Source organism: Bradyrhizobium sp. URHA0013, from assembly GCF_000518345.1.
Classification (GTDB): Bacteria; Pseudomonadota; Alphaproteobacteria; order Rhizobiales; family Xanthobacteraceae; genus Bradyrhizobium.
Map to the genome: position 1 here is coordinate 1 of NZ_JADK01000009.1, position 26,129 is coordinate 26,129.

The 26,129-nt window shown below is 64.3% G+C and carries 26 protein-coding genes; 14 read left to right on the top strand and 12 right to left on the bottom strand.

All coding sequences use genetic code 11. The features are described 5' to 3' along the window. From N551_RS0114745 to N551_RS37955, 4 genes are all read left to right on the top strand, one after another. Positions 1-1,691 (top strand): DUF1522 domain-containing protein (locus N551_RS0114745; protein ID WP_027567589.1); only part of this gene is annotated, 1,691 nt, incomplete at its 5' end. Positions 1,692-1,906: 215 nt separating this feature from the next. After that, the gene (locus tag N551_RS0114750; RefSeq protein ID WP_027567590.1) at positions 1,907-4,195 is read left to right on the top strand and encodes a DUF1522 domain-containing protein; all 2,289 of its coding nucleotides are present in this window, start codon (positions 1,907-1,909) and stop codon (positions 4,193-4,195) included. A 290-nt stretch (positions 4,196-4,485) separates the two neighbouring features. Continuing rightward, on the top strand, positions 4,486-4,854 hold the full coding sequence (gene flaF / locus N551_RS0114760; RefSeq protein WP_007612319.1) for a flagellar biosynthesis regulator FlaF: 369 nt from the start codon (positions 4,486-4,488) through the stop codon (positions 4,852-4,854). Next, entirely contained in the window at positions 4,851-4,994 is a 144-nt protein-coding gene (locus N551_RS37955; protein ID WP_155809706.1) for a hypothetical protein, read from the top strand. The genes flaF and N551_RS37955 overlap by 4 nt, the downstream gene beginning before the upstream one ends. A gap of 3 nt (positions 4,995-4,997) precedes the next feature. On the opposite strand, the gene N551_RS0114770 is transcribed toward N551_RS37955, so the two are convergent. The 4 genes from N551_RS0114770 to N551_RS0114785 form a co-directional block, all read right to left on the bottom strand. Continuing rightward, positions 4,998-5,357 carry a hypothetical protein gene (locus tag N551_RS0114770; RefSeq protein ID WP_027567591.1) on the bottom strand — a complete coding sequence of 120 codons (360 nt, stop codon included), beginning with the start codon at positions 5,355-5,357 and terminating at the stop codon, positions 4,998-5,000. Positions 5,358-5,516: 159 nt separating this feature from the next. Further along, complete coding sequence (locus N551_RS0114775) at positions 5,517-6,014, bottom strand: hypothetical protein (protein ID WP_027518929.1); 498 nt, start codon at positions 6,012-6,014, stop codon at positions 5,517-5,519. Between the two features lie 11 nt (positions 6,015-6,025). Next, positions 6,026-6,391: a flagellar assembly peptidoglycan hydrolase FlgJ gene (gene flgJ, locus N551_RS0114780; RefSeq protein ID WP_027567592.1), complete on the bottom strand. Its 366-nt coding sequence runs from the start codon at positions 6,389-6,391 to the stop codon at positions 6,026-6,028. Then, positions 6,391-7,515, bottom strand: coding sequence for a flagellar basal body P-ring protein FlgI (locus tag N551_RS0114785; RefSeq protein WP_007602120.1), 1,125 nt, complete (start codon positions 7,513-7,515; stop codon positions 6,391-6,393). Before N551_RS0114785 ends, flgJ begins: the two co-directional genes overlap by 1 nt. A gap of 270 nt (positions 7,516-7,785) precedes the next feature. On the opposite strand from N551_RS0114785, the gene N551_RS0114790 reads away from it, so the two are divergent. After that, a complete protein-coding gene (locus N551_RS0114790) occupies positions 7,786-8,199 on the top strand; it encodes a flagellar assembly protein FliX (RefSeq protein WP_027567593.1) in 414 nt (137 codons plus the stop codon). 4 nt (positions 8,200-8,203) lie between these two features. On the opposite strand, the gene N551_RS0114795 is transcribed toward N551_RS0114790, so the two are convergent. Then, entirely contained in the window at positions 8,204-8,575 is a 372-nt protein-coding gene (locus N551_RS0114795) for a helix-turn-helix domain-containing protein (protein ID WP_027518927.1), read from the bottom strand. A 149-nt stretch (positions 8,576-8,724) separates the two neighbouring features. Between N551_RS0114795 and N551_RS0114800 the strand changes: the two genes are divergently transcribed. From N551_RS0114800 to N551_RS0114810, 3 genes are all read left to right on the top strand, one after another. Next, a complete protein-coding gene (locus tag N551_RS0114800; RefSeq protein ID WP_027567594.1) occupies positions 8,725-9,336 on the top strand; it encodes an NAD(P)-dependent oxidoreductase in 612 nt (203 codons plus the stop codon). Positions 9,337-9,552: 216 nt separating this feature from the next. Next, entirely contained in the window at positions 9,553-9,918 is a 366-nt protein-coding gene (gene dksA / locus N551_RS0114805; RefSeq protein ID WP_008554760.1) for an RNA polymerase-binding protein DksA, read from the top strand. A 518-nt stretch (positions 9,919-10,436) separates the two neighbouring features. Then, on the top strand, positions 10,437-11,216 hold the full coding sequence (locus tag N551_RS0114810) for a 2-keto-4-pentenoate hydratase (RefSeq protein WP_027567595.1): 780 nt from the start codon (positions 10,437-10,439) through the stop codon (positions 11,214-11,216). 254 nt (positions 11,217-11,470) lie between these two features. On the opposite strand, the gene flgH is transcribed toward N551_RS0114810, so the two are convergent. From flgH to flgF, 4 genes are read right to left on the bottom strand one after another with little or no spacing between them, the layout of a single operon-like run. Continuing rightward, positions 11,471-12,238 carry a flagellar basal body L-ring protein FlgH gene (gene flgH / locus N551_RS0114815; RefSeq protein ID WP_027567596.1) on the bottom strand — a complete coding sequence of 256 codons (768 nt, stop codon included), beginning with the start codon at positions 12,236-12,238 and terminating at the stop codon, positions 11,471-11,473. A gap of 3 nt (positions 12,239-12,241) precedes the next feature. Beyond that, positions 12,242-13,381, bottom strand: a complete 1,140-nt coding sequence (gene flgA, locus N551_RS0114820; protein ID WP_027567597.1) for a flagellar basal body P-ring formation chaperone FlgA — start codon at positions 13,379-13,381, stop codon at positions 12,242-12,244. 10 nt (positions 13,382-13,391) lie between these two features. Then, a complete protein-coding gene (gene flgG, locus N551_RS0114825; protein ID WP_007602131.1) occupies positions 13,392-14,180 on the bottom strand; it encodes a flagellar basal-body rod protein FlgG in 789 nt (262 codons plus the stop codon). Between the two features lie 16 nt (positions 14,181-14,196). Continuing rightward, complete coding sequence (gene flgF / locus N551_RS0114830) at positions 14,197-14,958, bottom strand: flagellar basal-body rod protein FlgF (RefSeq protein WP_027567598.1); 762 nt, start codon at positions 14,956-14,958, stop codon at positions 14,197-14,199. 379 nt (positions 14,959-15,337) lie between these two features. Between flgF and fliL the strand changes: the two genes are divergently transcribed. The 5 genes from fliL to N551_RS0114855 all read left to right on the top strand — a co-directional run bounded on the left by fliL (position 15,338) and on the right by N551_RS0114855 (position 22,144). Then, entirely contained in the window at positions 15,338-15,838 is a 501-nt protein-coding gene (gene fliL / locus N551_RS0114835) for a flagellar basal body-associated protein FliL (RefSeq protein WP_027567599.1), read from the top strand. A 19-nt stretch (positions 15,839-15,857) separates the two neighbouring features. Next, the gene (gene fliM / locus N551_RS0114840; protein ID WP_027567600.1) at positions 15,858-17,060 is read left to right on the top strand and encodes a flagellar motor switch protein FliM; all 1,203 of its coding nucleotides are present in this window, start codon (positions 15,858-15,860) and stop codon (positions 17,058-17,060) included. Continuing rightward, on the top strand, positions 17,057-17,503 hold the full coding sequence (locus N551_RS0114845) for a DUF6468 domain-containing protein (protein ID WP_027567601.1): 447 nt from the start codon (positions 17,057-17,059) through the stop codon (positions 17,501-17,503). The genes fliM and N551_RS0114845 overlap by 4 nt, the downstream gene beginning before the upstream one ends. Before the next feature lie 9 nt (positions 17,504-17,512). Beyond that, positions 17,513-18,271 carry a MotE family protein gene (locus N551_RS0114850; protein ID WP_027567602.1) on the top strand — a complete coding sequence of 253 codons (759 nt, stop codon included), beginning with the start codon at positions 17,513-17,515 and terminating at the stop codon, positions 18,269-18,271. A gap of 63 nt (positions 18,272-18,334) precedes the next feature. After that, positions 18,335-22,144, top strand: coding sequence for a hypothetical protein (locus N551_RS0114855; RefSeq protein WP_027567603.1), 3,810 nt, complete (start codon positions 18,335-18,337; stop codon positions 22,142-22,144). Between the two features lie 92 nt (positions 22,145-22,236). Here the strand turns inward: N551_RS0114855 and N551_RS0114860 are convergent, their stop codons facing one another. From N551_RS0114860 to N551_RS0114870, 3 genes are all read right to left on the bottom strand, one after another. Beyond that, on the bottom strand, positions 22,237-23,442 hold the full coding sequence (locus N551_RS0114860) for a multidrug effflux MFS transporter (RefSeq protein WP_027567604.1): 1,206 nt from the start codon (positions 23,440-23,442) through the stop codon (positions 22,237-22,239). A 198-nt stretch (positions 23,443-23,640) separates the two neighbouring features. Continuing rightward, on the bottom strand, positions 23,641-24,402 hold the full coding sequence (gene fliP, locus N551_RS0114865) for a flagellar type III secretion system pore protein FliP (protein WP_027567605.1): 762 nt from the start codon (positions 24,400-24,402) through the stop codon (positions 23,641-23,643). Continuing rightward, a complete protein-coding gene (locus tag N551_RS0114870) occupies positions 24,399-25,370 on the bottom strand; it encodes a flagellar biosynthetic protein FliO (RefSeq protein WP_027567606.1) in 972 nt (323 codons plus the stop codon). Before N551_RS0114870 ends, fliP begins: the two co-directional genes overlap by 4 nt. A 351-nt stretch (positions 25,371-25,721) precedes the next feature. On the opposite strand from N551_RS0114870, the gene flgB reads away from it, so the two are divergent. Beyond that, positions 25,722-26,126 carry a flagellar basal body rod protein FlgB gene (gene flgB / locus N551_RS0114875; RefSeq protein ID WP_027518914.1) on the top strand — a complete coding sequence of 135 codons (405 nt, stop codon included), beginning with the start codon at positions 25,722-25,724 and terminating at the stop codon, positions 26,124-26,126. Positions 26,127-26,129: the final 3 nt, after the last annotated feature.

Below are 26,129 nucleotides of genomic sequence, written 5' to 3' on the forward strand. Positions count from 1 at the left end.
CCGGCAACGCCCAGCCTGCCGATGGCGACACGGTGACCGTGAACGGCAAGACCATCACGTTCCGCAGCGGCGCGGCTCCGGCGTCGACCGCCGTTCCGAGCGGTTCCGGCGTCAGCGGCAACCTCGTCACCGACGGCAGCGGCAACACCACCGTCTATCTCGCCACCGCGACCGTCAACGATCTCTTGTCCGCGATCGATCTGGCAAGCGGCGTCAAGACCGTATCCATCACCGCGGGTGCTGCGACGATCGCCGTGAGCAACAGCCAGCCAGGTGCTGCCGTCTCGACCGCTGCAGGTGGCGCCGTCACGCTGAAGAGCTCGACGGGTGCGGATCTCAGCGTCACCGGCAAGGCTGACCTGCTCAAGGCTCTCGGCCTGACGACGGCTGTGGGTGGCGGCAACGCCACCGTCAACGTCGCACGGACCACGAGCGCCGCCTCGCTGGGTGCAACCCTTACGGACGGTTCGTCGCTGAACGTCGATGGTCATACCATCACCTTCAAGAACGCGCCGATCCCGGGCTCGACCGGTGCTCCGAGCGTTCCGAGCGGTTATGGTACGAGCGGTAACGTCCTCACCGACGGCAATGGCAACTCGACGGTCTATCTGCAGGCCGGCACGGTCAACGACGTGCTGAAGGCGATCGACCTTGCCACCGGCGTGCAGACCGCGACGATCAACGCCAACGGCACCGCGACGCTTGCGACCGCCACAGGCCAGTCGAACTCGACGATCAATACGTCCGGTCAGCTCAAGCTCTCGACCGGCATCAATGCCGATCTGACGATCACGGGCAGCGGCAATGCACTGAATGTATTCGGGCTGGCCGGCAACACCGGCAGTGCGTCGGCATTCACCGCGGCGCGCACCTCCGGGGTCGGCGGCATTGCCGGCAAGACCTTGACCTTCTCCTCCTTCAACGGCGGCACGGCGGTCAATGTCACCTTCGGCGACGGCACCAACGGCACGGTCAAGACGCTCGATCAGCTCAACACGAAGCTTCAGGCCAACAACCTGACGGCGACGATCGACGCCAACGGCCTGCTGACGGTCTCGACCACCAACGACTACGCGTCCTCGACGATCGGTTCGACCGTCGCAGGCGGTGGCATCGGCGGCACGCTGACTTCGGCGCTGACCTTCTCGACGGCTTCCAGCCCCGTCCAGGACACGGTTGCCCAGACCTCGCGTTCGAACCTGGTCAGCCAGTACAACAACATCCTGAACCAGATCGACACGACCTCGCAGGACTCCTCGTTCAACGGCGTCAATTTGCTGAACGGCGATCAACTCAAGCTGGTGTTCGACGAGACCGGCAAGTCGAGCCTCAACATCACCGGCGTGACCTACAACTCCAAGGGTCTGGGCCTCGCTGCCCTGACCGTCGGTGTCGACTTCATCGACAACGCCGCGTCCAATCGCGTGCTGACCAACCTGAACGCCGCATCGAGCACGCTGCGCTCGGAAGCCTCGGCGCTCGGTTCGAACCTCTCGGTGGTGCAGGTGCGTCAGGACTTCAACAAGAACCTGATCAACGTGCTGCAGACCGGTTCGTCCAACCTGACCCTGTCCGATACCAACGTCGAGGCGGCCAACAGCCAGGCGCTGTCGACCCGCCAGTCCATCGCGGTCTCCGCGCTGTCGCTGGCCAACACTTCGCAGCAGAGTGTGCTCCAGTTGCTCCGCTAAGTAGCTGGTATCATTAAATAAAATAAGAGCGGCGGGGTCATTTGCCCCGCCGCTTTTTTGCGTCCGGAGGGGGGCAGGGACGTTCACCGCCCATTAACCCTATCCCTTAAACCGGCGTTAACCATACTTTAAAGGACAGCCTCTAAGACTGGACAAAAGCCCGCTTCCAAAACCGCGCGGCCGATTCGTACCTGGTTCAAGAGGAAGACTCGCCAATGTCCAACATCGTTCTCTCGGCGTCCGTTCGCCAGAACCTGTTGTCGCTGCAGTCGACGGCCGACTTGCTGGCCACGACGCAGGAGCGGCTGTCGACCGGTAAGAAGGTCAACACGGCGCTCGACAATCCCACCAACTTCTTCACGGCCCAGGGGTTGGACAACCGGGCGAGCGACATCGGCAACCTGCTGGATGGCATCAACAACGGTGTGCAGGTGCTCCAGGCCGCCAACACCGGCATCACCTCGCTGCAGAAGCTGATCGACAGCGCCAAGTCGATCGCCAACCAGGCGCTCCAGACCACGGTCGGCTACTCGACCAAGTCCAACGTCTCCACCACGATTCCCGGTGCGACGCCCGCCGACCTGCGCGGTACGACCTCCTACGCGAGCGCGACCGCCAAGAGCAATGTGCTCTATACCGGCGCAGCCGGTGGCGTAACCCCGGTCACGGGAACCGCCGCGCTCGGCGCCTCGCTGGGCTCGAACGCCGGCACGAATGTCGGGTTTGCCGCGACCGCGGCCGACGGCACGACTGCACTATCCGGTACCACCACACTGGTCGGCACCACGACATCCACCACCTTCGGCGCGCCGCCCGCGGACGGCGACACCATCACGGTCAACGGCAAGACCATCACCTTCCGCACCGGTATCGCGCCGACGACGCAGCCGACCGGCTGGGGCCTCAACCCCAGTGGGCACATCGCCACCGACGGTAACGGCAATTCGATCGTCTACGAGGGAACGCCGGCTGCGCCCGGCGCGACTGTCAACGACGTCCTCAGCGCGATCGACCTCGCCAGCGGCGTCAAGACCGCGGCAATCAGTGCAGGCGCGGCAACCATTACGGTCAGCGGCTCGAGCGGTCCGATCGGCACGCTGCAGGTGGCGTCGTCCGTCACGGGCGGCCAGGTCACGCTGAAGAGTTCGACCGGCGCCGATCTGAGCCTGACGGGCAAGGCCGACTTCCTCAACAAGCTCGGTCTGACCGCGGCGACCGGCGCAGGCAATGCGAGCGTGACTGCGGACCGATCGACCACCGCGGGCTCGCTCGGCTCTCTCGTTCAGGACGGCTCGACGCTGAACATCGACGGCCACACCATCACTTTCAAAAACGCCCAGTCGCCCCAGTCGGCGTTGAGCGTCACCTCCGGCGGCGTCAACGGCAACATCGTCACCGACGGCAACGGCAATTCGACCGTCTACCTCCAGAGCGCGACGCTCTCCGATCTGCTCAACTCGATCGACCTTGCCACCGGCGTCAAGACCGCCAGCATCTTCAACGGCTCGGCGACGCTGTCGACCACCGCGGGCCAGATCCCCTCGTCGGTGAACAGCAGCGGTCAGCTTGCGCTCTCCACCGGCATCAACGCCGACCTGTCGATCACCGGCACGGGCAATGCGCTCAACGCGTTCGGTCTCAGCGGCAATACGGGAACGGCGACCGCTTTCGCCGCGGCGCGCAACTCCGGTGTTGGTGGCGTCGCCGGCAAGACGCTGACCTTCACCTCCTTCAACGGCGGCACGCCGGTCAACGTCACCTTCGGCGACGGCACCAACGGCACCGTCAAGACGCTCGACCAGCTCAATGTGCAGCTTCAGGCCAACCACCTGACGGCGACGATCGACGCCAACGGCGTGCTGACGGTCACCACCGTCAACGAGTACGCATCCTCGACCCTCGGCTCGACTGCCGCCGGCGGTACGGTCGGCGGTACGCTCACCGGCGTGCTGGCCTTTACCACCGCGCAGCCACCGATTCAGGATCCCGTCGCGCAGACCGCGCGCTCCGGCCTGGTCAGTCAGTTCAACAACATCCTGGCGCAGATCGACACGACCTCGCAGGACTCGTCCTTCAACGGCGTCAACCTGCTCAACGGCGACACGCTGAAGCTGGTCTTCAACGAGAACGGCAGCTCGACGCTCGGCATCAACGGCGTAGTGTTCAACGCGGCCGGCCTCGGTCTCAGCAATCTCGTTCCAGGCACGGACTTCATCGACAACGGTGCCACGAACAAGGTGCTGGCCAGCCTGAATGCCGCCTCGAGCACGTTGCGCTCCGAGGGTTCTTCGCTCGGTTCGAATCTATCGATCGTGCAGGTGCGTCAGGACTTCTCCAAGAACCTGATCAACGTTCTGCAGACCGGCTCGGCCAACTTGACGCTGGCCGATACCAACGAGGAAGCGGCGAACAGCCAGGCGCTGTCGACCCGCCAGTCGATCGCGGTGTCCGCGCTGTCGCTGGCCAACCAGTCGCAACAGAGCGTGCTGCAGCTGCTCCGCTAATTTCGCGGCGCAGGTCGCTCATCGATTTCGCGGCGGGGCTAACGCTCCGCCGTTCATTTTACTGAGATCGCTAAGGCAGGATTAGCTGAGATCGACGCGCACCACGCGCGACGTGTTTACAGCGTGCACATGCGCGTCTAGCTTCACGATGACGAAGAACTCCGAGACCCGTAATAATCCGGAGTGCTTCCAAGCACACATGTAAGCAAATCTTAAGCGGTGCTGCCTAGGGTCAGGAAAGAAATCCTTAAGCGCGTTCAACGCGCTAGGTAACCTCCAGGGTGTGATTGATGTCGAATTCCGCTGCCTCGGCCTACGCGCGTGTTGCAACGACCACCGCATCTCCTCGCGACATCGAAGCGCAGACCCTGCTCAAGGCCGCGAACAAGCTTCAGGATGCGATCAACAGCGCCGAGCCGTTCAGCGAGCAGACCACGCAGGCCCTGATGTTCAATCGCAAGCTCTGGACGATTTTCCTGAGCGAGGCCATGCGCGAGAACAATCCGCAGCCGATCGACGTCCGGCAGAAGATCGCCAACATCAGCGTGTTCGTGCTGAGCCAGACCGCCGCGCTGCAGATGAGCCCGCAGTTCGATCACTTCCGTCCGCTGATCGAGATCAACCGCAATATCGCCGCTGGTCTCTCCGGCCGTCCGTGATCGAGCACGGCTCGTTCCGCTTCGGCAACACCAAATCCACGCTGACGGATACCGGCAAGACGCAGATCAGGAACGTCGTCACCGGTCCCGCGACCGGTTCGAGCGATCTCGATGTTGCCGTTGCGAGGCTCGACGCCTGATGGTCAGGCGCTGCGGTCCGTGCTGGCCGGACGGGAGGGCTCGGATTTCAAATCCTGCGCATGGAAATAGGCCCGCCGGCGCAGCATTGCTTCGTCGGGGAACTGGTTGACCACCGCGTCGGTCCTGTCGTTGACGACCTGGAAGACGAACGACGCCGCCGCCTGGTCGAACACGACCTGGCGTGAGACGTTCTCGCTGCTTCGCAAATCATTACGTGCGGGCGCGCTCGCCTCGCCAGCGGCCACTGTCTGGCTCACGGGCAGATCGGTTTGCACGGCCTCGTTCGCCGCCGCATTGGACGTCGTTACGATCTGCACGGCGACCGGTATCCCCACCGGCCTGATGCTGAAATCTGTACTCATGGCAGCCTCCTGGTTGCCTCACGTGAGTCAAATCCCAACCCCTCTCAATACGCAACCATGGAACACCAGGATTGAACACCCGGTAAGGAAACGTGCCTAACCGCGCGACGATGTTGCCGCGCGGTTTTTCGTAAAATTGTCGTTTGTTGTTGCGCGCGCTCAGAGCGAGCGGCTGACCGCGAGCGGCGTGATGTGGCGTGGGCCCGGCGTGGCGCGGCGTCCCGCGGCCGTGTAGGTGTTCGGCACGTTGCGCTTCTGGATCTCGGCGTTGACGCCGCGCACGACGCTCTCCGAAACGGCGTGAGCGGTTGCGAGCACGGTGAGATTGACCTGGAGCATCGCGCGGAATGCATCGTGGTGCCGATGCAGCGTCGAGAGCAGCTCGGGCGCGGATTTGGCGAGCTGCGCCTGGTTCGCCTTCAACTGGGTGACGGCGCCGACATAGTTTCGCGACAGCTCCTGCTTCTTGCTCTCGAGGGTCATCGCCTCGCGGACCTGGCCGGCACGTACCAGCTCGGTCTCGCGCTCGATCAGGCCGAGCAGCGCACTCATCGCATCCATCAACTGCTCGGCGATCTTGCGCGCCTCGGCGCTGCCGGGTGCGGTGTTCGGGCGCTGCGCTTGCACCGGCTGACGCGAGGCGTTGAAGTGGTTCATCTCGTTTGACCTTATGCCGTGCGGATCGTTTTTGCCTGCTGCATGATCAGGGTGCGATAGACGTCGGTGGCGATGCCGACGCCGCCGGCGTTGGCGAAATTCTTGGAATATTGCTCGGTCAGCATCGAGCGCCACACGCCGGTGCCAGGGGTGTCGCCGAACGGGCCTTCGCCCTTCAGGCCCGAGGTCATCTGCGAGAACATGCTGTTGAGGAACATCGCCTCGAAGTCGGTGGCGATCTTCTGCGCCTTGGCCTGCTGCTTCGGCGGGACCTTTTGCAGTGCCGCGGCGAGATCGAAGTCCGGCCGGCCGTTGCGGCTCTCCACCGAGAAGGCGGAGCTGGCGACCCGTGCGGTGTTGACCATGCCGGTCTGCATCACATCACCTCGATGTCGGCTTCGATCGCACCGGCGGCCTTGATCGCCTGCAGGATGCTGATGAGATCGCGCGGGCCGATGCCGAGACCGTTGAGGCCGTCGACGAGCTGCTGAAGCGAGACGCCGTCCTTGACCACGGCGAACTTCTTGCCGTCCTCGGTGACGCTGACGCTGCTGCGCGGCGCGACCACGGTCCGGCCCCGGGACAGCGGGTTGGGCTGGCTGACCTGCGGGCTCTCGGAGATCGTGACGGTGAGGTTGCCCTGTGCGACCGCAACGGTGGCGACGCGGACGTCGCGGCCCATCACGATGATGCCGCTGCGTTCGTCGATGATGATCTTGGCGGCGAGATCCGGATCGACCTGGAGCTGCTCGATCTCGGTGAGAAAGGCGACGACGTTGCCCTTGAACTCCGGCGGGATCGCAAGCTGCACGGTCGATGGGTCGATCGGCTCGGCGGTCTTGACGCCGAGATAGTCGTTGATCGCGGCGGCGATCCGCTTGGCCGTGGTGAAGTCGGCATTGCGCAGCGCAAGCCGAACGTTCGGCAGGCGATTGAGCGCGAACTCGATCTCGCGCTCGATGATGGCACCGTTGACAATGCGTCCGACCGTCGGCACGCCACGCACGATTTTCGCCGCCTCGCCCTCGGCCTGGAAGCCGGAGATCGCGAGTGAGCCCTGTGCGACCGAATAGACGTTGCCGTCGGCGCCGAGGAGTGGGGTGACGAGCAGGGTGCCGCCCTGGAGATTCTTGGCGTCGCCGAGCGCGGAGACGGTGACGTCCATGCGCGTGCCCTGGGTGGCGAAGGCCGGCAGATTGCCCGTCACCATCACGGCGGCGACGTTGCCGGTACGGATGGTGGCGCCCCGGATGTTGACGCCCATGCGCTCGAGCATCGCTTGCAGCGACTGCTTGGTGAAGGGGATGTTGTTGAGGGTGTCGCCGGTGCCGTTGAGGCCGACGACGAGTCCGTAGCCGATGAGCTGGTTCTGCCGCACGCCTTCGATGTTGGCGAGATCCTTGATGCGCGATGTCGCGCTTGCAGAATTGACCGAGAGCACCAGCGCTGACAGCGCGGCGCAGGCCACCCCCACAAGTCTCACCCAACGAACGCTTGGCATCCTCTGCTCCCCGAGGCTCCTCAAATCAAAGGACCATCACGACACTCCCATGACGAGCTGGTCCGACGCTGTCCTTGCGAGCGCTGTGCCAACTCGGGGCAGCGGGGGTAGGTCGCTGAATAGGTTGAATAAATCTGTTTCGAGCGACCTCAGCCGGTGTTGTCCCTGAGGAGCGAAACTGCCGCCCGTCGGCAGATTTTGCCGGGCTGTTTACGGGCCGTTAACCATAAAACGGCGAATGTGGCGCATCGATCACCCGGATTGCTTCCGATGCGCATCTACGGACCGAACGGCACCATGCTTGGAACGCCGGCCAACCAGGCCAGGCGGACGAGCTCCGGCGGCTTCGTGCTACCCGACACCTCGTCGGCGCCGGAGACGCGAGGCGCCGCCGCACCGAAGGCGGCCGCCAACATCGACGGGCTGCTGGCGCTGCAAGGCATCGAAGAGGATCCGATCGAGCGTCGCAAGCGCTCGGTCGTGCGCGGAAAGACCGCGCTCGACGTGCTCGACGATCTCAAAATGGGACTTCTCTCCGGCAAGCTCGACGCCTCGACCGTGATGCGGCTGCGTGACGCCGCGGCGAACCTGAAATCGTCCTCCGGCGACTCCGGCCTGGATTCGGTGCTGTCGGAGATCGAGCTGCGAGTCGAGGTCGAGCTCGCCAAGGCCGGGCAGGCATAGCGTCCTACGCCGCTTCATCCTTCAACTGCGCGTCGTAGCGGCGCTGGGCGGCGAGCACGTCTTTCAGATTCTGTTCGGCCCAATCGCGCAGCGGATCGACGGCTGCGGCGAGCGTCACGCCGAGCTGCGTGATCGAGTATTCCACGGTCACCGGCACGGTTGCGATGGCGTGACGCTTGATCAATCCGTCGCGCTCGAGCGACTTGAGAACCTGGCTCAGCATCTTCTGCGAAATGCCTTCGATCGTGCGGCGCAACTGATTGAAGCGCATCGGCTCCTCGCGCAGCAGCAGCAGGATCAGCACCGCCCATTTGTCACCCACGCGGTCGAGGATCTGTCGCGTGGGGCAGTTCGCTGCATAGACGTCTGGCTTCATCGTCGGGTCCTCACGATCCATTCCGCTCATTTGCCGGCCGCCGCCGGTTACCCCTGCGTAATCAGGTAAGCACAAAGTGCTCTCTTAACACCAGCGCTCTTTGCGATATCTAGTCACCATTGGTTACTACAGAAGCGAAGGAGCCTTCCATGAAAATCGCAGTTGCCGGCGCCTCGGGCCGGGCCGGGTCGGAGATCACCAAAGAACTGTCCCATCGCGGCCACACGGTTACGGCCATCGCCCGCAACCCCGAGAAGATCGCGGCCTTGCCGAACGTCACGCCCACCAAGGGGGACGTGCTCGACCAGTCAGGCCTTGCCAAGTTATGGGCCGGGCACGACGTCGCCGTGAGTTCCGTACACTTCCTGGCCAGCGACGCGCTCAAGCTGATCGGCGCGGCCAAGGACTCGAAGGTTGGTCGTTACCTCGTCGTCGGCGGAGCCGGTAGCCTGGAGGTCGCTCCGGGCGTCAAACTGGTGAGAACTCCCGGGTTTCCGCCTCAGTACAAGGCTGAGGCGGAGGCGGGTTCGGCCTTTCTCGACCTGCTGCGGCAGGAAAAGGCGCTGAACTGGACTTTCATCTCGCCGTCGGCCCTGTTCATCGAGGGGGAGCGCACCGGCAAGTTCCGGCTTGGCACCGATCAGCTTCTCGCAGATGCGAACGGCAAAAGCTGGATCACCTTCGCGGATTACGCCATCGCGCTCGCCGACGAGATCGAGCGGCCGGCCCATGAGAGGCAACGTTTCACGGTCGGCTACTAGGCCTACGGCCGCTCCCGGGCCCTTCAGGATAAACCTTTCCTGTGCAAGGGCTTGGGGGCGCCGGTCGGGCTATCAGGGAAACATTGTCTGTCACAGGAGGCCGCTATATAACGCCCCGCTCAGCGGACCCCGTTCCGCGTACGAGTCGTTGCTTAGACAGATAGGCCGCCCTTGGAAAAGTTGAAAAACTACCGACCGACCGAAAAAGAGCCTTTCATGAACGACAGGCAGAAGGAATACTTCCGCTTGAAGCTCCTCGCCTGGAAGGATGAGATCCTCAAAGAGTCCAAGCTCACCCTGCAAGCCCTGCAGGAGGAGAACGTGAACCACCCCGATCTCGCCGATCGGGCATCGTCCGAAACCGACCGCGCCATCGAACTCCGTGCCCGCGACCGCCAGCGCAAGTTGATCGCCAAGATCGACGCCGCGCTCCAGCGTATCGAGGACAACACCTACGGCTATTGCGAGGACACCGGCGAGCCGATCTCGTTGAAGCGGCTCGAGGCCCGTCCCATCGCGACGCTCTCGGTGGAGGCGCAGGAGCGCCACGAGAAACGCGAGAAGGTCTATCGCGACGAATAGAGTCCGAGCCGCAGCGATGCGGCTCTTTGTTTTTGAACGCAAGGTGCGCCTTTTCGCGCCGTGATCAGCATTTTGCCTGTCGCTTGCAACCGCGCGTTCGACGCGCGAGCGCAATCACGAAAAGTGAATCGCGATCAATGGGCTAGACTCAACTCCTCCGAGCTCACGTGAGTTCGGATGAGAAACAGCCTTCACTTCAGGTGCGGGAGGTTTTGCGAGTCGCATCAAGGACATCGACTCGAATGCTGAGGCACTGATCCAGCAGCTTCACGCGTTGCTGCAATCAGGCCTGGTGCGACGCTGCAGGGTGCGCATCCCCATAAAGCCCGGACCAGTTCAATATTTCCTTAAACGCCGGCGCCGCCCGTGAGGCTTGCCGTGATGTGGCCGGCCAGCGTCCGCATCTCATCCAGCTTGGGCCGGCAATGACGTGCTGCCGCGCGGCCCCCTCGCTTGTCACGCCCCGGCGGGGATGCTGAAGTGCCGCCCTCGATTGTGGTGTGTAGGAGCGGGCGCCGATGGACAGAATTCTCGCAGCCGCAAAGGCGATCGCGCTGGCGCGCCGCAACCATGCGCCGCTCGCGGCGCTCGAAGTTCCTCCCGCCGATGAAGCCGAGGGCTATCAGGTCCAGCGCGCGCTGCACGATCTGCTGCTGCCGCATGCCGGCCCGCTCGTCGGCTACAAGATCGGCTGCACCAGCCAGGTGATGCAAGATTACATCGGCATTCCACACCCCTGCGGCGGCGGCGTGTTCCAGAAGGGCGTGCACGACAGCGGCGTGCGGCTCGCGGCTGCCGATTTTGTCCGCGTCGGCGTTGAATGCGAGATCGCGGTGCGGCTGAAGCGCAATCTCGCCGCCGGCGAGGCGCCATTCACGGCCGAATGGGTCGGCGAAGCCGTCGAGGCCTATCATCCCGCGATCGAGATCGTCGACGACCGCTATGTGAAGTGGGAAACAATGGGCGCGCCGACGCTGATCGCCGACGATTTCTTCGCCGCCGGCTGCGTGCTGGGCCAGGTCGTGCCGCGCTCGTCGGTGCCGGACCTGAAGGCGGTCAAAGGCCGCGCCATCGTCAACGGCGAAGAGGTGAGCCACGGCACCGGCGCCGACGTGCTCGGCCATCCCCACAACGCACTCGCCTGGCTCGCCAACCATCTCGCCGCCGAGGGCAAGGGTCTGCACGCGGGCCAGCTCGTTCTCACCGGGAGCCTGGTGAAGACGCTGTGGCTGAAGGCTGGCGACAAGGTTCGGATGGAGCTGGACGGGCTGGGGACGGTGGAGGCGGAGTTTACGTGATCTCTCCGCGTCATTGCGAGCGGAGCGAAGCAATCCAGAGTCCCTCCGCGGTGGCAGTCTGGATTGCTTCGCTTCGCTCGCAATGACGGAGGTTGGGCAGCTGTGCCGATACGATCGCGCATCTGGTCAGCTGTACGCAGCGGCACCATCGCCAAAATACATGCGGCCCTCGCCAGGGGAGCTAGCGAGGGCCGCGTTGTACATCGTCGTCCGCGCCTAGGTTCGCGAACACGATGTGGGAGCTCGGGAGAAGCTTAGAAGGGCAGCAGCACGTCCATGACTTGCTGGCCGTAGCGCGGTTGCTGCACGTCCATGATCTGGCCGCGGCCGCCGTAGGCGATGCGGGCCTGCGCGATCTTGGTGGAATCGATGGTGTTGTCGCTCTGGATGTCTTCGGGACGGACGATGCCGGCGACGATGAGCTCGCGGATTTCGTAGTTGACGCGGATTTCCTGCTTGCCTTCGACCACGAGGTTGCCGTTGGGCAGGACCTGGGTGACGACGGCCGCGACGTTGGTCTGCAACGCTTCCTTGCGGTCCACGCTTCCTTTGCCCTCGCTGGACGCGGTCGAGTCGGCGGTGAGGATGCGGCCGGGCAACACCTTCTGCGCTTGGGCGCCCAATGTCTTGGCGCCGATAAAGTCGGTGATCCCGGAATCTTCCTTGTTGGTGCGGCTGCGCTGGGTGTCGTTTTCGATGTTGGCCTTGTCGGTGATGTTCACGGCCACCGTCAGGAGATCGCCGACCTGATGGGCGCGCTGGTCCTTGAAGAAGGCGCGACTGCCGTTCCGCCACAGCGAGTTCGGATTGTAGGAGGCGACTTCCGGCTTCGGCATCGGCATCTGCACCGGCTTGTAACCGGGCTGCGTCGTCGGATTGTCGATCGCCGACAATTTCGGCTGCTCGCCGATCTGCGACAAACGGTCGATCGATGAGCAGCCGCTCGCCAGCGCGCAAGTCGCCAGCAGCAGGGCAGAGATCGCGATGCGACGGGGACGAAAAGCCGAACTGAACCTGGACATGACTTACTCTGACTTGGCTGGAGCTTGCGAGACGCGAACTTGCGGGATCTGGGCTTGCGCGATCTGGGCCGGGGATGCCGGGGTCTGGACCAGGTTCCGGACAAGGGCTGCGGTATCGACGGGGGCGGGCGCCTCGTCGCGCTTGAGCGAGGAGGTCTGCTCGACCGCAGCCGGCATCGGCGCGGCTTGGCTGGCGCCCTGGACCGTCACCTGGCCGCGGCCGGTGACGACGCCGCTCAGCGTGCGCTTGGTCTGCAGGTTGAGCACACTGATGGTGTCACCCTCGGCGCCGCTCTCGATCGCCTTGCCGCGCGTGGTGAGATAGATCCCGGGGACCTGATAGATGACGGTGACGTTCTGGTCGCGCTGCACGAAGTCGGGCTTGACGATGTCGGCGACGCGGATTGGCGTCCCCGCCCGCATCGGCCGGCGGAGCTGCATGCCGAGCGTGCGATCGCGCGAGGCGGCCTCACCCGTGACCTCGGCCTTCGGTCGGCGCTCCACGGCGACGTCGGAGGCCTTCAGGAGATCGACACGATCGATGTCGCGCGTCAGCACGGCCACTTCCACCGTTTCGATCGCGTTGCCGGTGAAACGCAGCTTGGTCGGTGCCGGATTGTTGTCGTTGTTGATCTCGAAGGCGATGTCGAAACGGCCGCTGCGGGCGTCGTAGCGGGTTGCGACCGGCTGCAGCACGCCGGTGTTGGAGGCATCCAACCGCATGTCGGCGATGCCGCGGTCGAACGTGACGGTGATGTTGGCGGCATCGCCAAGTCCAAAGCGGCGCTCGAGCGCCGTGGCGACCGCGGTTTCGAGGTCCTTGTTCACGAGCGTGCGGGCGAGACGGGTGACCTGGACCTCCCTGATGTCGCCGGTCATCACGCCGATCACCTGCTTTGCGCGCAACACCGCCAGCACTTGCGCGACCGGCAGCGCACCGGTGGTGCCGAGATCGGGCGAGCGGTAGAGCGGGATCAGCGCGGCCGAGCCGGCATTGTCGATGAGATCGCCGACCCGCACCACGTCCGAGGTCACGGTGATGCTCGCGCGCAGCGTCGGCGTCGCGATGAAGTCGTCGGCGGCCCGTGCGGGCAGCGCCAGCACGAGGAGAGCGGAGATGGTGGCGAGGGTGGTGCGGATCATCGTCATCACCTCAGCGGAACAGCGCCGTGGTCGACTGCATCATCTGGTCGGCGGCGCTGATCACCTTGGCGTTCATCTCGTAGGCGCGCTGGGCGGCGATCAGGTCGCTCATTTCCGAGACGACGTCGACATTGGCCTGCTCGAGGCTGCTCTGGGTGATATTGCCGAAACCTTCGGAGCTCGCGGTACCGTCCTGCGGCGGGCCGGAGGAGGGCGTCTCGGTGAACTGATTGTTTCCGACCGGCTGGAGGCCCGCCTTGTTGATGAATCGGGTCAGGCCGATCTGGCCTTGGACGGCCGAGGTCGACGAACCCGGCAGCGTCACCGAGACCTGCCCCTGCACGTTGATGGTGAGGCCCGAGGCGTTGTTCGGGATCGTGATCGTCGGTTGCACCGGGTTACCCTGCGCGGTGACGATGCGCCCCTGATTGTCCATCTGGAAGGTGCCGTCGCGGGTGTACTGGTAGCTGCCGTCGGGCATCAGGATCTTGAAGAAGCCTTCGCCCGTGATGGCCATGTCGAGGTCGTTGCCGGTCTGCGACAGCGTGCCCTGGGTCATGCTGCGCGGGGTGCCGACGGTCTTGACGCCGCCGCCAATATCGACGCCGACCGGCAGAATCGTGCCCTGGTCGGATGACTGGGCGCCGACCCGGCGGACGTGTTCGTAGATCAGGTCCTGGAACGCCGCGGTCTGCTTCTTGAAGCCGGTGGTGCGCAGGTTCGCGATGTTGTTGGAGATCACCTGAACGTTGAGTTCCTGTGCCGCCATTCCGGTTGCTGCGGTGTGAAGCGCCTGCATGTCAGTTCTCCCTCAATCAGGCCGGAACGTCGGCGAGCTTCTCGATCGCCGATTTGTGCATGTCACTCTGCTGCTGGAGCAGGTTGGCGATGGCGGTGTAGCTGCGCATGACTTCGACCATGCGGCTCATCTCACCGACCGAGTTCACGTTCGACTTCTCGACATAGCCCTGCTGCACGGTCGACTTGGTGTCGGCCTGCGGGACCGCGGAGCCGATGTTGTAAAGGTTGGCGCCGAGCTTCGTAAGCTTGGCCGGATTGTCGAACGAGGCCATGCGGATCTTGCCGCGGATCGAGTCGTTCTTGGCCGTGCCCTCGAGCACGGTGACGGTGCCGTCCGGCGCGACGTTGATGTCGTGATCGGTCGGCTGGAAGGTGATCGGGCCGCCGGTGCCCAGCACGAGGTTGCCGTCGGAGGTGACGAGCTGGCCGGTGCTGTTGAGCGAGAATTTGCCGTCGCGGGTGTAGCGCTCGGCGCCATTGGCCTGCACGGCGAAATAGGCGTTGCCGCTGATCGCCATGTCGAGCGGATTCTTGGTCGGCTCCATCGGCCCCTGGCCGACGTCGCGGAAGGTGCCGCGGTCCTGCACATAGGAGACCCGGCGGTCGGAGCCGACGAAATTGTCCTCACGCGCGTTCGAGTTGAGGTACTCCTCGAACAACGAATGGTCGGCCTTGAAGCCGTTGGTGTTGGCGTTGGCGACGTTGTTGGCGATGACATCCATCTGCCGTTCCAACGTCATCTGTCGTGACAAGCCGATCAGAAGCGCGTTCTGCATCGGAAATCTCCCCTGAGTGAGATCCGCCAGCTCGCTCTCCCAAGCGCATTGGCCGATCCCGTGAACGAGACCTCGGGTTCTCCCAAACCCTGGGTCTCGATCCTTTCTCAGCGAAACTCGTGCCAAACCGAAAAAGATTGTAATTTCAGCGACTTGTCTATTTTTCGAGGGCGCGGGGAGGCGGCAGAAACGGTCTGTTAGCCATGTTTGCCCGGCAGATTTTTCCTAGCGAAGGCCCAATCGAAAGGTTCCGTTAACCATTATTACCGTAGCGTTTGGGCGTAAGAGGAGCACTGCGCTGGGGCATTTGTATCGCGTCACTGTCTGCCAGGAGCTTCGCTCTTTCGACCCCTTTGAGAGATGAGCGAGCGCGGCGATCATGGCAGAGAATGAAGCGGAAGGCGGCGCAGCCGCTGAGGGCGCGCAAGCTGCTCCGCCCAAGAACAAGTTCAAGCTGATGATCATGGCGGTAGGCCTGCTCGCCATCCTCGGCGGCGGCGCCGCGACCTGGTTCTTCTTTTTCCGTCACGGCGACGACGAGCATCACGCCGAGGCGGCGCCTCCGCCCAAACCGCCGTCTTTCGTCGAGGTTCCCGACATCATGGTCAACCTCGCCGGCGCGCCGGGCGAGCGCGTGCAATATCTGAAGCTCAAGATCGTGCTGGAGCTGAAGGAAGAGAAGCAGGTCGAGGCGATCAAGCCGACGATGCCGCGCATCACCGACATCTTCCAGACCTATGCGCGCGAGCTGCGCTCCTCCGACCTCAACGGTTCCGCCGGCATCTTCCGTCTCAAGGAAGAGCTGACGAAGCGCGTCAACGCGGCGGTCGCTCCGGTCCAGGTCAGCGCGGTGCTGTTCAAGGAAGTCGTGATCCAGTGAGCATGACGGGCTAGGGATCATGGCAGGCACCGACCAACCAGACCAGGATGCAATTGCCGCCCAATGGGAGGCCTCGCTCGATTCCGAGGATCCCGCCGAGGCCGCGAAAGCTGCTGCCGAGAACGAACTATCGGAGACCATGGCCCTGCAATGGGCGGCCATGGTCGAGGATGGCAGCCGCGATCTCGGCGCCGGCAAGAATTCCGGCGAACGGGTTCTGTCGCAGGAGGAGATCGACAACCTCCTCGGCTTCGCGGTCGGCGACGTCACGCTCGACGATCATTCCGGCATTCGCGCCATCATCGATTCGGCGATGGTCTCCTACGAGCGTCTGCCGATGCTCGAAATCGTCTTCGACCGCCTGGTGCGGTTGCTGACGACCTCCTTGCGCAATTTCACCTCCGACAACGTCGAAGTCTCGCTCGACCGCATCACCTCGGTGCGCTTCGGCGACTACATGAACTCGATCCCGCTGCCCGCCGTCCTCACTGTCTTCAAGGCCGAAGAGTGGGACAATTTCGGCATGGCCGTGGTCGATTCCAGCCTGATCTACTCGATGATCGACGTGCTGCTCGGCGGCCGCCGCGGCTCGAGCCAGCTGCGCATCGAGGGCCGGCCCTACACCACGATCGAGACTGAGTTGGTCAAGCGGCTGGTCGAAGTCGTCATGGCCGATGCCGAACAGGCGTTCAGGCCGCTGTCGCCGGTGACCTTCACCATCGACCGGCTCGAGACCAATCCGCGTTTCGCCGCGATCAGCCGTCCTGCCAACGCCGCGATCCTGGTGCGCCTGCGCATCGACATGGAAGATCGCGGCGGCAACATCGAGCTCCTGCTGCCTTACGCGACCATCGAGCCGATCCGGGGCGTCCTGCTCCAGATGTTCATGGGCGAAAAGTTCGGCCGCGACCAGATCTGGGAAGGTCATTTCGCCACCGAGATCGTCCAGGCCGAGATCTCCGTCGACGCCGTGCTCTACGAAGCCGACATCCCACTCAAGCAGCTGATGCGGCTCAAGGTCGGCGACACGCTGCCGCTGGACATGCGCGCGGATGCCAACGTCACCGTTCGCTGCGGCGACGTCACCATCACCGAAGGACGCATGGGCCGGGTCGGCGACCGCGTCGCGATCCGGGTGACGAAACCCTTGCGCAAGCCAAGTACGACACTTGCGATGTTCGAAAAGGTCGACGAGCAGAACAAGATGATGGAGGCCCCATGAACCACTCCCTAGGAATGGCGATCGAGACGCTGGTGGCTATCCTGCTGATGCTGACCATCGTCTACTGCGTCACGCTCAACAAGCGACTGACGCGGCTGAAGGCGGACGAGCATTCGCTGAAGGCGGTCATCGGTGAGCTGATCACCGCAACCGAGATCGCCGAGCGCGCGATCGGCGGACTGAAGCTCGCCGTGCGCGACGTCAACGAGAACCTCGGCAGCCAGCTTGCGTCGGCGACCCAGATGTCCGAGCAGCTCTACAAGCAACTCGGCGAAGCCGACAACGTGGTGCGGCGGCTGTCCAAGATCGCAATCGCCGCGCGCCCCGTGACGAACCCGGAAATGCTCGCCGCGCCCGCAGCCAAGCCCTCGTCGGCGAAGGCGGTGGCGGCTGCGGCCGAAGCCTTCTCCGAACGCCGACGATCCAACGGTCTTGCCGCATAAAGTCAGGGTATGAAGTCTTTTCGCAACATCCGCGTCATTCCGATCGTGCTGGTTGCCGTCGCTGGCCTCGCCACGCTGAAGGTCACGGGTCTTGTGATCAATGGCGGCTATGTCTTCGACTACAAGCAGAGCCCGACCAAGAAGTCCTGGGCGCAAGAGAATTTGAACTTCCCGGCCAGCCGCGAAGATCCCGATATCACCGGCTCGACCCATGGCGCGCCGAAGGAGGCGCCGAAGCCGGCCGCACCGGACACCAAGTCCGAAGGCGCGGCGGTCAAGGAGGAAGCCCAGCCGCAGATCTCCGCGTCGGAGCGCGCGATCCTGGAACGCCTGCAGTCGCGTCGCCAGGAGATCGAGGCCCGCCAGCGCGAGATCGACATCCGCGAGAGCCTGTTGAAATCCGCCGAAAAGCGCATCGAAAACAAGGTCGAGGAGATGAAGGCGGTAGAAACCCGTATCTCCGCGACGCAGGCCGAGCAGAAGGCCGCCGAAGCCCAGCGCATGAAGGGCCTCGTGACCATGTATGAGGGCATGAAACCCAAGGACGCCGCGCGAGTCTTTGACCGGCTCGAGATGGGCGTGCTGATCGAGATCGCCTCGCAGATCGCGCCACGAAAAATGTCAGACATCATGGGATTGATGTCCCCGGAGGCCGCCGAGCGGCTGACGGTCGAGATGGCCCGCCGGGCCAATGGCGGCGGCGATCAGTCCGCTTCGGCCGGCGAGCTGCCCAAGATCGACGGCAAGCCGACGCAAAAGCCGAATTGAGGGCTCATACTTAAGAAGTCCTTAATTGCCAAAATCTACAGTCTGGGGCAGGGGCCGGCAGCAATGCCGGCGTGGACCGTCGAACCGGAAGAAATGCCGCCAATGGCGCGAGAGGCTGCCGCTGGATTTGTGTCGCGAGCCCGCGCCCTGGCGCGGAGGCTGTCGCGTCATGTCCGCGCGGCGCCGCTGCTGGCAGCGAGCCTGCTGATCGGCTTCACGACGCCTGTCCGGGCGGCCGATGCGATCCGGGGCGAGGCGACTTTCTCGGCCGGCGGCGGCTTTGCCCGTCTCGTGATCAAGCTCGGAGAGGACGTCCCCTCCGAGGTGACGACGGCCGGCTCCATTCTCGTCATCCGCTTCGACCGGGCGGTCGACGTGCCCGTCGACCGCGTCCCGGAAGGCGCGCCCGACTACGTCAACTCCGCCCGCCGCGATCCCGACGGCGGCGCCATCCGGCTGTCGCTGGCGCGGCGCGTCACCGTCAACACCATGAATGCCGGCGAGCGAACCTTCATCGACCTCTTGCCGGAGGGTTGGAAGGGGCCGCCGCCGAGCCTGCCGATGGACGTCGTCAAGGAACTCGCCGAGCGCGCGCGCGTCGCCGAACGCGCGTTACGCGCCCAGCGCGCCGCGGCGGAGAGCAAGAAGCGTCCGCAGATCCGCGTGCGCGCCTCGGTCCAGCCGACCTTCGTCCGCTTCGTGTTCGAGATGCCCGACGGCGTCGGTGTCTCCTCCGTGCTCAACGAGCAGAAGCTCACGCTCGCCTTCAACGCCAACCTCAATTTCGATCTGGCGGACGCGGTCGTCGCAGCGCCGCCGAACGTCGCGTCGATCAAGCAGAAGGCCGACATCGACCAGACCAGTGTCGAGATCGCGCTGATCGGCGATTCCGACGTGCATTCGTTCCGTGACGAGAAGAACTACGTCGTCGACATCTCCTTCCAGCCGGACAAGGGCAAGATGGCCAATTCAGCCGAGGCGGCGATCGCGCAGGCCAAGCCCGCCGCCCATGGACCGGCGCCTGCGCCTGAAAAGCCGGCGGTCGAGAAGCCGAAGGACGCACATCGCGAGATCGCGCCGCCGACATCCGAGACGATCGCGCGCGAGGCCAGGATCGACGTCAAACCCGAGGTGAAGCCGGAAGCGCCAGCCTCCATGCCGCCCGCTGAAGCGCCGAAATCGCTGCCAGCTCCCGCGGTCGAAGCTGCGCACGCTGCGCAAGCGCCCAAGGAAGCGGTCAAGGAAGCGGTCAAGGAAGTTTCAAAGACGGTCGCGCCAGTTGCAGAAACTGCGGTCGCGCCCGCCAAGCCGGTCATGGCCGAAGCGCCTCAAGAGGTCGTGAAGGAAGCTGCCAAGGAACCCGTCAAGGAGCCGGCCACGGAGGCCCTCAAGGCTGCTCCAGCAGAGGCGCCCGCAGCTCCGCAGCCGAGTGGTGCCAGCGTCGATGTCCGCCGCGACAGCGACGGCCTGCGCGTGACCTTTCCGCTTCAGGTCGCAACGCCTGCGGCGGCGTTCCGCCGTGGCGATACCGTCTGGCTGGTGTTCGATACGGCGAAGCCGATCGACGTCGAGGCGATCCGCACCAAGGGCGGTGCGATGATCGGGGAAGTCGGCCGCGTCCCGCTCGAGAAGGGACAGGCGGTGCGCATCCGTCTCACCCGGCCGCTGGTCTATTCGCTGACGAGCGAGGAGGTCGGCAAGCAGACCAACTGGCTCTTGACCCTCGCCGACAAGATCCAGGCGACGCCGCTGCCGTTGATGATCTCGCGCAACATCACCGACCCGGCGCTTGCCAACATCGCGATCCCCTTCGCCAATCCGGGGCTCCTGCACAAGCTCACCGATCCCGATGCCGGCGATACGCTCTATGTCATCACCGCGCAGCGGCCGGTGCGCGGCTTCATCAAGCGGCAGGATCTCGTCGATCTCGCGCTGCTGGAATCCGCGCATGGCATCGCGATCCGGCCAAATTCCGACGAGGTCGGCGTCGAGGTCGGGGCCGACAAGGTCATCCTCGGCAAGAAGGGCGGGCTGACGCTGTCGCCGGTCGACATCTCGGCCGAGCGCGCGCCGACCGCGGTGCGGCCGGTCTTCAGCCCCGAAGGCTGGCGCAAGGGACAGTCGGAAAATTTCATAGCGCGCCAGAACGAGCTGATCACGGCGATCTCCAACGTCGAACCGGCGATGCGTTCGCTGCCGCGGCTCGACCTTGCGCAATTCTACATGTCGCGCGCGATGTATCACGAGGCCAAGGCAGTCACCGAATTGATGCTGGCCGATCCTCTCAACAAGGAGGAAAGCGGCGCGCTGATCATGCATGCGATCGCGAGCATCCTTATCGGCCGGCCGGCGCAGGGCCTGAAGGACCTCGCCAACCCCGTGATCGGCAACAGCCACGATTCCCAGCTCTGGAAGGCTCTCGCTTATGCGCGCCAGGGCAAATGGGCGGACGCCCGCGAGAAGTTCAAGAACGTCGAATTCGCCATTGCCTCGCTGCCGCTCGACATCCAGCGCATCGTGACGATGGAGGCGATGCGCGCTTCGCTCGAGGTGAAGGACTATGCCGGCGCCTCCAAGCGCCGCAGCGAGCTCGAGGTGGTCGGCGTCTCGCCCGAGGCCGCGCCCGGCTTTGCAGTGCTGCGCGGCCGGCTCGCCGAGGCGCTCGGCCACGACAAGGACGCGCTCGACGACTACAAGTTCGCGGTCGGCTCGTCGGACCGGCCGGCTGCGGCCGAGGCCAAGCAGCTCGAGGTCGCGCTGCGGCAGAAGCGCGACGATATCGGCAAGGAAGACGCGCTGCGCGAGCTCGAAACGCTCTCGATGACCTGGCGCGGCGACTCGATCGAGGTCAAGACGCTCCAGATGCTGTCGCAGATGTTTGCCGAGAACGGGCGCTACCGGGACGCGCTCACCGCGGCGCGTACCGCGACAAAGCTGCAGCCGAACGCGGAAGCCTCGCGCCAGGCGCAGGACCTCGCCTCCGACCTGTTCACGCAGATCTTCCTGGGGCCTAAGGGCGACGAGCTGCCGCCGATCGAAGCGCTGGGGATGTTCTACGAGTTCCGCGAGCTGACGCCGATCGGCCGCCGCGGCGACGAACTGATCCGACGCCTCTCCGACCGTCTCGCCTCGATCGACCTGCTTGATCAGGCCGCCGAGCTCCTGCAATACCAGGTGGACCACCGCCTCGAAGGCGCGGCGCGTGCACAAGTCGCCGCACGCCTGTCCATGATCTATCTCGCCAACCGCAGACCCGACATGGCGATCACGGCGTTGCGCGCGAGCCGTATCAGCGACCTCTCAGGCGAGCTCAGGCAGCAACGCCTGCTGCTGGAGGCGCGTGCCCAGAGCGACGTCGGCCGCCACGATCTCGCGCTCGACATCGTCTCCAACGTTACAGGGCGCGAAGTGCTGCGCCTACGCTCCGACATCTTCTGGGCGGCGCGGCGCTGGCGTGAATCCGCCGAGCAGATCGAGCTTTATTACGGCGAGCGCTTCCGCGACTTCAAGCCGCTCAACGCGGTGGAGAAAAGCGACATCATCCGCGCGGCCGTCGGTTATGCGCTCGCCGACGACTCGATCGGCATGTCGCGCTTCCGCGAGAAATATGCGCCGCTGATGAGCGAGAGCGCCGATCGGCTCGCGTTCGACATCGCGAGCAAACCGACCGGCGCCTCCAGCGCCGAATTTGCCGATATCGCCAAGCTGGCTGCCAGCGTCGACACGCTCGACGGCTTCCTGCGCGAGATGAAGCAGCGCTTCCCCGACGCCACCGCCCGCGCGCCGGCCTCTCCGCAGGCCAAGGACGAATCCGACCACACCGGCTCGCTGCCCACGATCCCGGTGGTGCGGCAGATCAAGATGACGCGGTAGGATCGCTGCTCCTTCCGGGCCTTGCGACAGGTCTCGTGAGCAAGCTCTCGAAGTGACGGGCAGCGCCGAATCCTATCGCCCGGGGCGCGGGCTTAATTGAGCTTTACCCGGACCTGATAAATTGCCGAGGCCAAGGTCGAGGCAAGCACTAGCACGAGACCAAGCCCGATCATGGGATTCCTTGCGATCACCGCCGCAAGCGATACCCCCAGCGCCGCGGCCAACATTTGCCAGAAACCCAACAGGGCCGAGGCAGCACCGGCGCGATCGCCGAATGGCGAAAGAGCTTGCGCACTGCAGAGCGGATTGACCATGCCCATGCCTAGCAGGAATACGCATGCGCCGACAAGAAATGGCAAAAAGTGCCCGTCGAAAAGCGCGAAAACCAACACGATGCCGCCGCCGACACAGGCCAGCGCGAGGCCGATGCAAATCGATCGGTCGAGACCAAGGTGCGGAACGATTTTTGTAGCGGTAATGCCAGCGCTAAAGACGATCATGACAGTGCCTGCGAAGAACAGGCCGAGTTGCATGGGTGTGAAGTCGAGGCCTTCTATCAAGACACGCGGTAACGCCGAAAACATTGCAAACAGCGCACCTAAGATGAGGCTAACGGTTGCGGCAGGAACCAAGAAACGGCGGTCAGTCGATAGCGACCAGTAATTCTTGGCGATTGTCGAGAAATCGAACTCGGCGCGTGGCGCGTGGTGCGTTTCTCCGAAAGCCGCAAGAAATGCTGAGGCGGCGACGACGGCGAAGATTCCGACGAACACAAATGCTGAACGCCAGCCAAAAAAATGATCCAGCGCGCCACCGACCAGGGGCGAGAATCCGGGCGCCGCTGCCATCGCAACCATAACAAACGTGAGCACGCGCGCTAGCTTTTCGCCCTGAAAAAGATCTCTTGCGATAGCTCGCGAAAGGACAGACGTGGCACATGCGCCACCGGCCTGCACAATGCGACCAATCAATAGTGCCGCCAAATCATTGGCTAACGCGCACCATATGCTACCTGCGAAAAATACAGCAAATCCGATCATCACGGGTACGCGCCGGCCGAAACGATCCGACAACGGACCGACAACAAGTTGTCCGACCGCGAACATCGCGAGGAATATCGTGACAGCTGACGTTACCTGAGCGCTGGAGACGCCTACCGCGACGGCGATGCTCGGTAGCGAAGGCAACAGAATGTTGGTGGCCAACGTGCCACTCGCAGACAACGCAGCAAGAACGGCGACCTGAAGACCAAGCGGCACGGCTCGAGCGAGCGGACGGTCTTCGACGTTGCTGGTCATAAGCCGCTTCGGATCAATGGATGATAATCATCATATCAACCACCCATTGAATGCGCAACCTGAGCATAGTCCGGTATGTCACGAACCGCCGAACGCGCTCACGGTGGCAGGCTTCCCCCTTTGCGCTGGTAAGCTGAAGTGTACGCCTACAAGCCTTGGGTCAGAGAGGATGGGGGCGGTGACCGCTCCCCGGGCCCGCTACCCCCCGTAACTCTGCACCAGGCTCCCTGCCACCAGCGACCAGCCGTCGACGAGCACGAAGAAGATCAGCTTGAACGGCAGCGAGATGGTTGCCGGTGGCAGCATCATCATGCCCATCGACATCAGCACGGAGGCGACGACGAGGTCGATGATCAGGAACGGAAGGAACAGCAGAAAACCGATCTCGAAGGCGCGCTTCAGCTCCGAGATCATGAAGGCGGGGACGAGGATGCGTAAGCCGAGGTCGTCGGGAGTGGCGGGCGGCGGCTCGCCGGAGAGATCCAGGAACAGCTTGAGGTCCTTCTCGCGCACGTTCTTCTGCATGAAGCCGCGCAGGGGGACGGAGGCGCGCTGAAGCGCGTCCTCGACGCCGAGCTGATTGGCGACCAGCGGACGGATGCCTTCGTCGTAGGATTTTTGCAGGACGGGTCCCATCACGAAGAAGGTGAGAAACATCGCCAGCGCGATGATCACCGAGTTCGGCGGGGCGGTCGCGGTGCCCATCGCGGTGCGCAGCAGCGACAGCACGACCACGATGCGCGTGAACGAGGTCATCATGATCAGGATCGACGGGGCGATCGACAGCACGGTGAGCAGAGCGATCAGCTGGATCGCGCGCTCGGTGACGCCGCCACCGCCAGCGCCTCCGCCGCCGAGATTGATGCTGATGTCCTGCGCATGCGCCGGCATCGCGAGCGAAGCCGCGCCGATCAGGACAGAAAGAAAAAAAACTCTACGCGGGAGGGCCGGCAGCCTCACGAAGACGGCTTCGGACGGCCGAGCAACGAGGCCATCTCGTCTTCGAGATTTTCAAAGCTGGTCTTTTCCGGGGCCGGCTTTGCGGGAGGGGCCGGTGGTGCAGGCGGCTCGCTGCGGGCCACACGCGGGGGAGCGGCCGGGGGCTCCGGCGCGACCGGAGGGGCAAGCGTCTCGCCGGCGGGGCGGCGCAGCGCAGCTTCGAGCCGCTGCGCCATCTCGGCGAGATTCTGCTCGGCGCTCGATGGCGCCGCGGGAGCGGGCGCCGGCGGCGGAACGGGCGGAGCCTGCGGTACAGGCGGAGGAGGCGCGGCGACGCGCTCGGCGCGCACCGGAGGCGCCTTCACCGGCTCGCTCTGGCGCGGCGGACGCGGCATCAGAGGGGGTTCGTTGCGCGCAACGCGCGGCGGAACAGGTTCGGGACGCAGCTCGCGCTCAGGGCGCGGCGCGATCGGCTCGGAGGTGAAGCCGCCCGATGGCGGCTCGTTGCGGCGTTCGGCCATCGCGGGAGCCGGCCGGCGCACTTCGTCGGCGAAGGAGGGGCGCGTGGGTCGCGGTGGCGGCTCGGGCATGTGCGGCTCGGGATGATCGAGCAGTTCGGGCCGCGGTGCTTCGTCGGCCCAGCTGCTGCTATCATGCATCGGCGCAAGACGCGGCGGCTCGGCCGCGTTGGGGCGCTGCGGGAGCTGGTCGCGGCCGGGCGCCGCGCGCACGATGTTGGGTTCGACGACGATATCGGTGGGGCCGCCGATCATCAGAAGATGCTCGACATTGTCACGCCGGACCAGCACCAGGCGGCGGCGGCCGTCGACCGCGGCGGCATCGATCACGGCGAGCCGGGGCATCCGGCCGCGCTGGGTGTTGGCGCCGAGCCGGCTGGTGGCGAATCGGCGAACCAGCCATGCAGCGACGCCGATCAACGCCAGAACGACGATGAACGCGACGATGAAGGTGATAGGGCTGCCTTGCATACTTGTCCCCGACAAATGGCGCCTGTCTCGGGCCCGTGGTCAGATGCGCCAACCACCGGCTTACGTTGCCCCAAACTGCGATTTCTTAACGTCCCACGGCAAGTTTTGCCGTCCCCAACTCTTAATAACCCATGAATCGCTCGATCCAAAACGACTTCTTGGCCTGTGCACGCGCCGCCAAGCGGTTGGGTTAATGCCGCTTTTGGAGGCGTAGAATCACGGGGCATGCGCATTCGTGTCCCGGCGGGGGACAACTGCCTGCGACCTCCTTAACCAGCTGTTAACCATACAGGCGGCAAATTCTGCCTAGCTTCGGACCACGGGTCCTGCGAGGCGGAAGGAGCCGCAACGATGTCCATCAACGATCTTCCGGTGCTATCGGCGCTTCGCACCAAGATGCAATGGCACCAGGAGCGCCAGCGCGTCCTGTCCGAGAACGTCTCCAATTCAGACACGCCCAAATTCCGGCCGCGCGACTTGGTCGAGCCGAAGCTGGACAAGGCTGGCGCCGTCACGGGTTCGATGGGCCCCTTGGCGCTTACCCGCACCAGCGGTTCCCACATGGCGCCGTCAGGCGCGGCCTCCGGATTCGACCAGAACAAGAATGCCGGTTTTGAGACCCGCCCCGCGGGCAACGCCGTCAATCTCGAAGAGGAGATGATGAAGGCCGCCAGCAACCAGATGGATTATGCGGCGGCAACCTCGCTCTATTCGAAGAGCCTGCACCTGCTCAAGACCGCGATCGGCAAAGGCTAGAGC

Coding starts and splice junctions, on each gene's coding strand:
- N551_RS0114790 (WP_027567593.1), top strand. CDS start 7,786: ATGCGCATCTACGGACCGAACGGCACCATGCTTGGAACGCCGGCCAAC.
- N551_RS0114860 (WP_027567604.1), bottom strand. CDS start 23,442: ATGACCAGCAACGTCGAAGACCGTCCGCTCGCTCGAGCCGTGCCGCTT.
- flgG (WP_007602131.1), bottom strand. CDS start 14,180: ATGCAGGCGCTTCACACCGCAGCAACCGGAATGGCGGCACAGGAACTC.
- flgF (WP_027567598.1), bottom strand. CDS start 14,958: ATGCAGAACGCGCTTCTGATCGGCTTGTCACGACAGATGACGTTGGAA.
- flgH (WP_027567596.1), bottom strand. CDS start 12,238: ATGTCCAGGTTCAGTTCGGCTTTTCGTCCCCGTCGCATCGCGATCTCT.
- N551_RS0114850 (WP_027567602.1), top strand. CDS start 17,513: ATGAAGTCTTTTCGCAACATCCGCGTCATTCCGATCGTGCTGGTTGCC.
- N551_RS0114775 (WP_027518929.1), bottom strand. CDS start 6,014: ATGAACCACTTCAACGCCTCGCGTCAGCCGGTGCAAGCGCAGCGCCCG.
- fliL (WP_027567599.1), top strand. CDS start 15,338: ATGGCAGAGAATGAAGCGGAAGGCGGCGCAGCCGCTGAGGGCGCGCAA.
- N551_RS0114855 (WP_027567603.1), top strand. CDS start 18,335: ATGCCGGCGTGGACCGTCGAACCGGAAGAAATGCCGCCAATGGCGCGA.
- N551_RS0114845 (WP_027567601.1), top strand. CDS start 17,057: ATGAACCACTCCCTAGGAATGGCGATCGAGACGCTGGTGGCTATCCTG.
- fliM (WP_027567600.1), top strand. CDS start 15,858: ATGGCAGGCACCGACCAACCAGACCAGGATGCAATTGCCGCCCAATGG.
- flgB (WP_027518914.1), top strand. CDS start 25,722: ATGTCCATCAACGATCTTCCGGTGCTATCGGCGCTTCGCACCAAGATG.
- flaF (WP_007612319.1), top strand. CDS start 4,486: ATGTCGAATTCCGCTGCCTCGGCCTACGCGCGTGTTGCAACGACCACC.
- flgA (WP_027567597.1), bottom strand. CDS start 13,381: ATGATCCGCACCACCCTCGCCACCATCTCCGCTCTCCTCGTGCTGGCG.
- N551_RS0114800 (WP_027567594.1), top strand. CDS start 8,725: ATGAAAATCGCAGTTGCCGGCGCCTCGGGCCGGGCCGGGTCGGAGATC.
- N551_RS0114795 (WP_027518927.1), bottom strand. CDS start 8,575: ATGAAGCCAGACGTCTATGCAGCGAACTGCCCCACGCGACAGATCCTC.
- N551_RS0114750 (WP_027567590.1), top strand. CDS start 1,907: ATGTCCAACATCGTTCTCTCGGCGTCCGTTCGCCAGAACCTGTTGTCG.
- dksA (WP_008554760.1), top strand. CDS start 9,553: ATGAACGACAGGCAGAAGGAATACTTCCGCTTGAAGCTCCTCGCCTGG.
- N551_RS0114785 (WP_007602120.1), bottom strand. CDS start 7,515: ATGCCAAGCGTTCGTTGGGTGAGACTTGTGGGGGTGGCCTGCGCCGCG.
- N551_RS0114870 (WP_027567606.1), bottom strand. CDS start 25,370: ATGCAAGGCAGCCCTATCACCTTCATCGTCGCGTTCATCGTCGTTCTG.
- N551_RS0114770 (WP_027567591.1), bottom strand. CDS start 5,357: ATGAGTACAGATTTCAGCATCAGGCCGGTGGGGATACCGGTCGCCGTG.
- flgJ (WP_027567592.1), bottom strand. CDS start 6,391: ATGCAGACCGGCATGGTCAACACCGCACGGGTCGCCAGCTCCGCCTTC.
- N551_RS0114810 (WP_027567595.1), top strand. CDS start 10,437: ATGGACAGAATTCTCGCAGCCGCAAAGGCGATCGCGCTGGCGCGCCGC.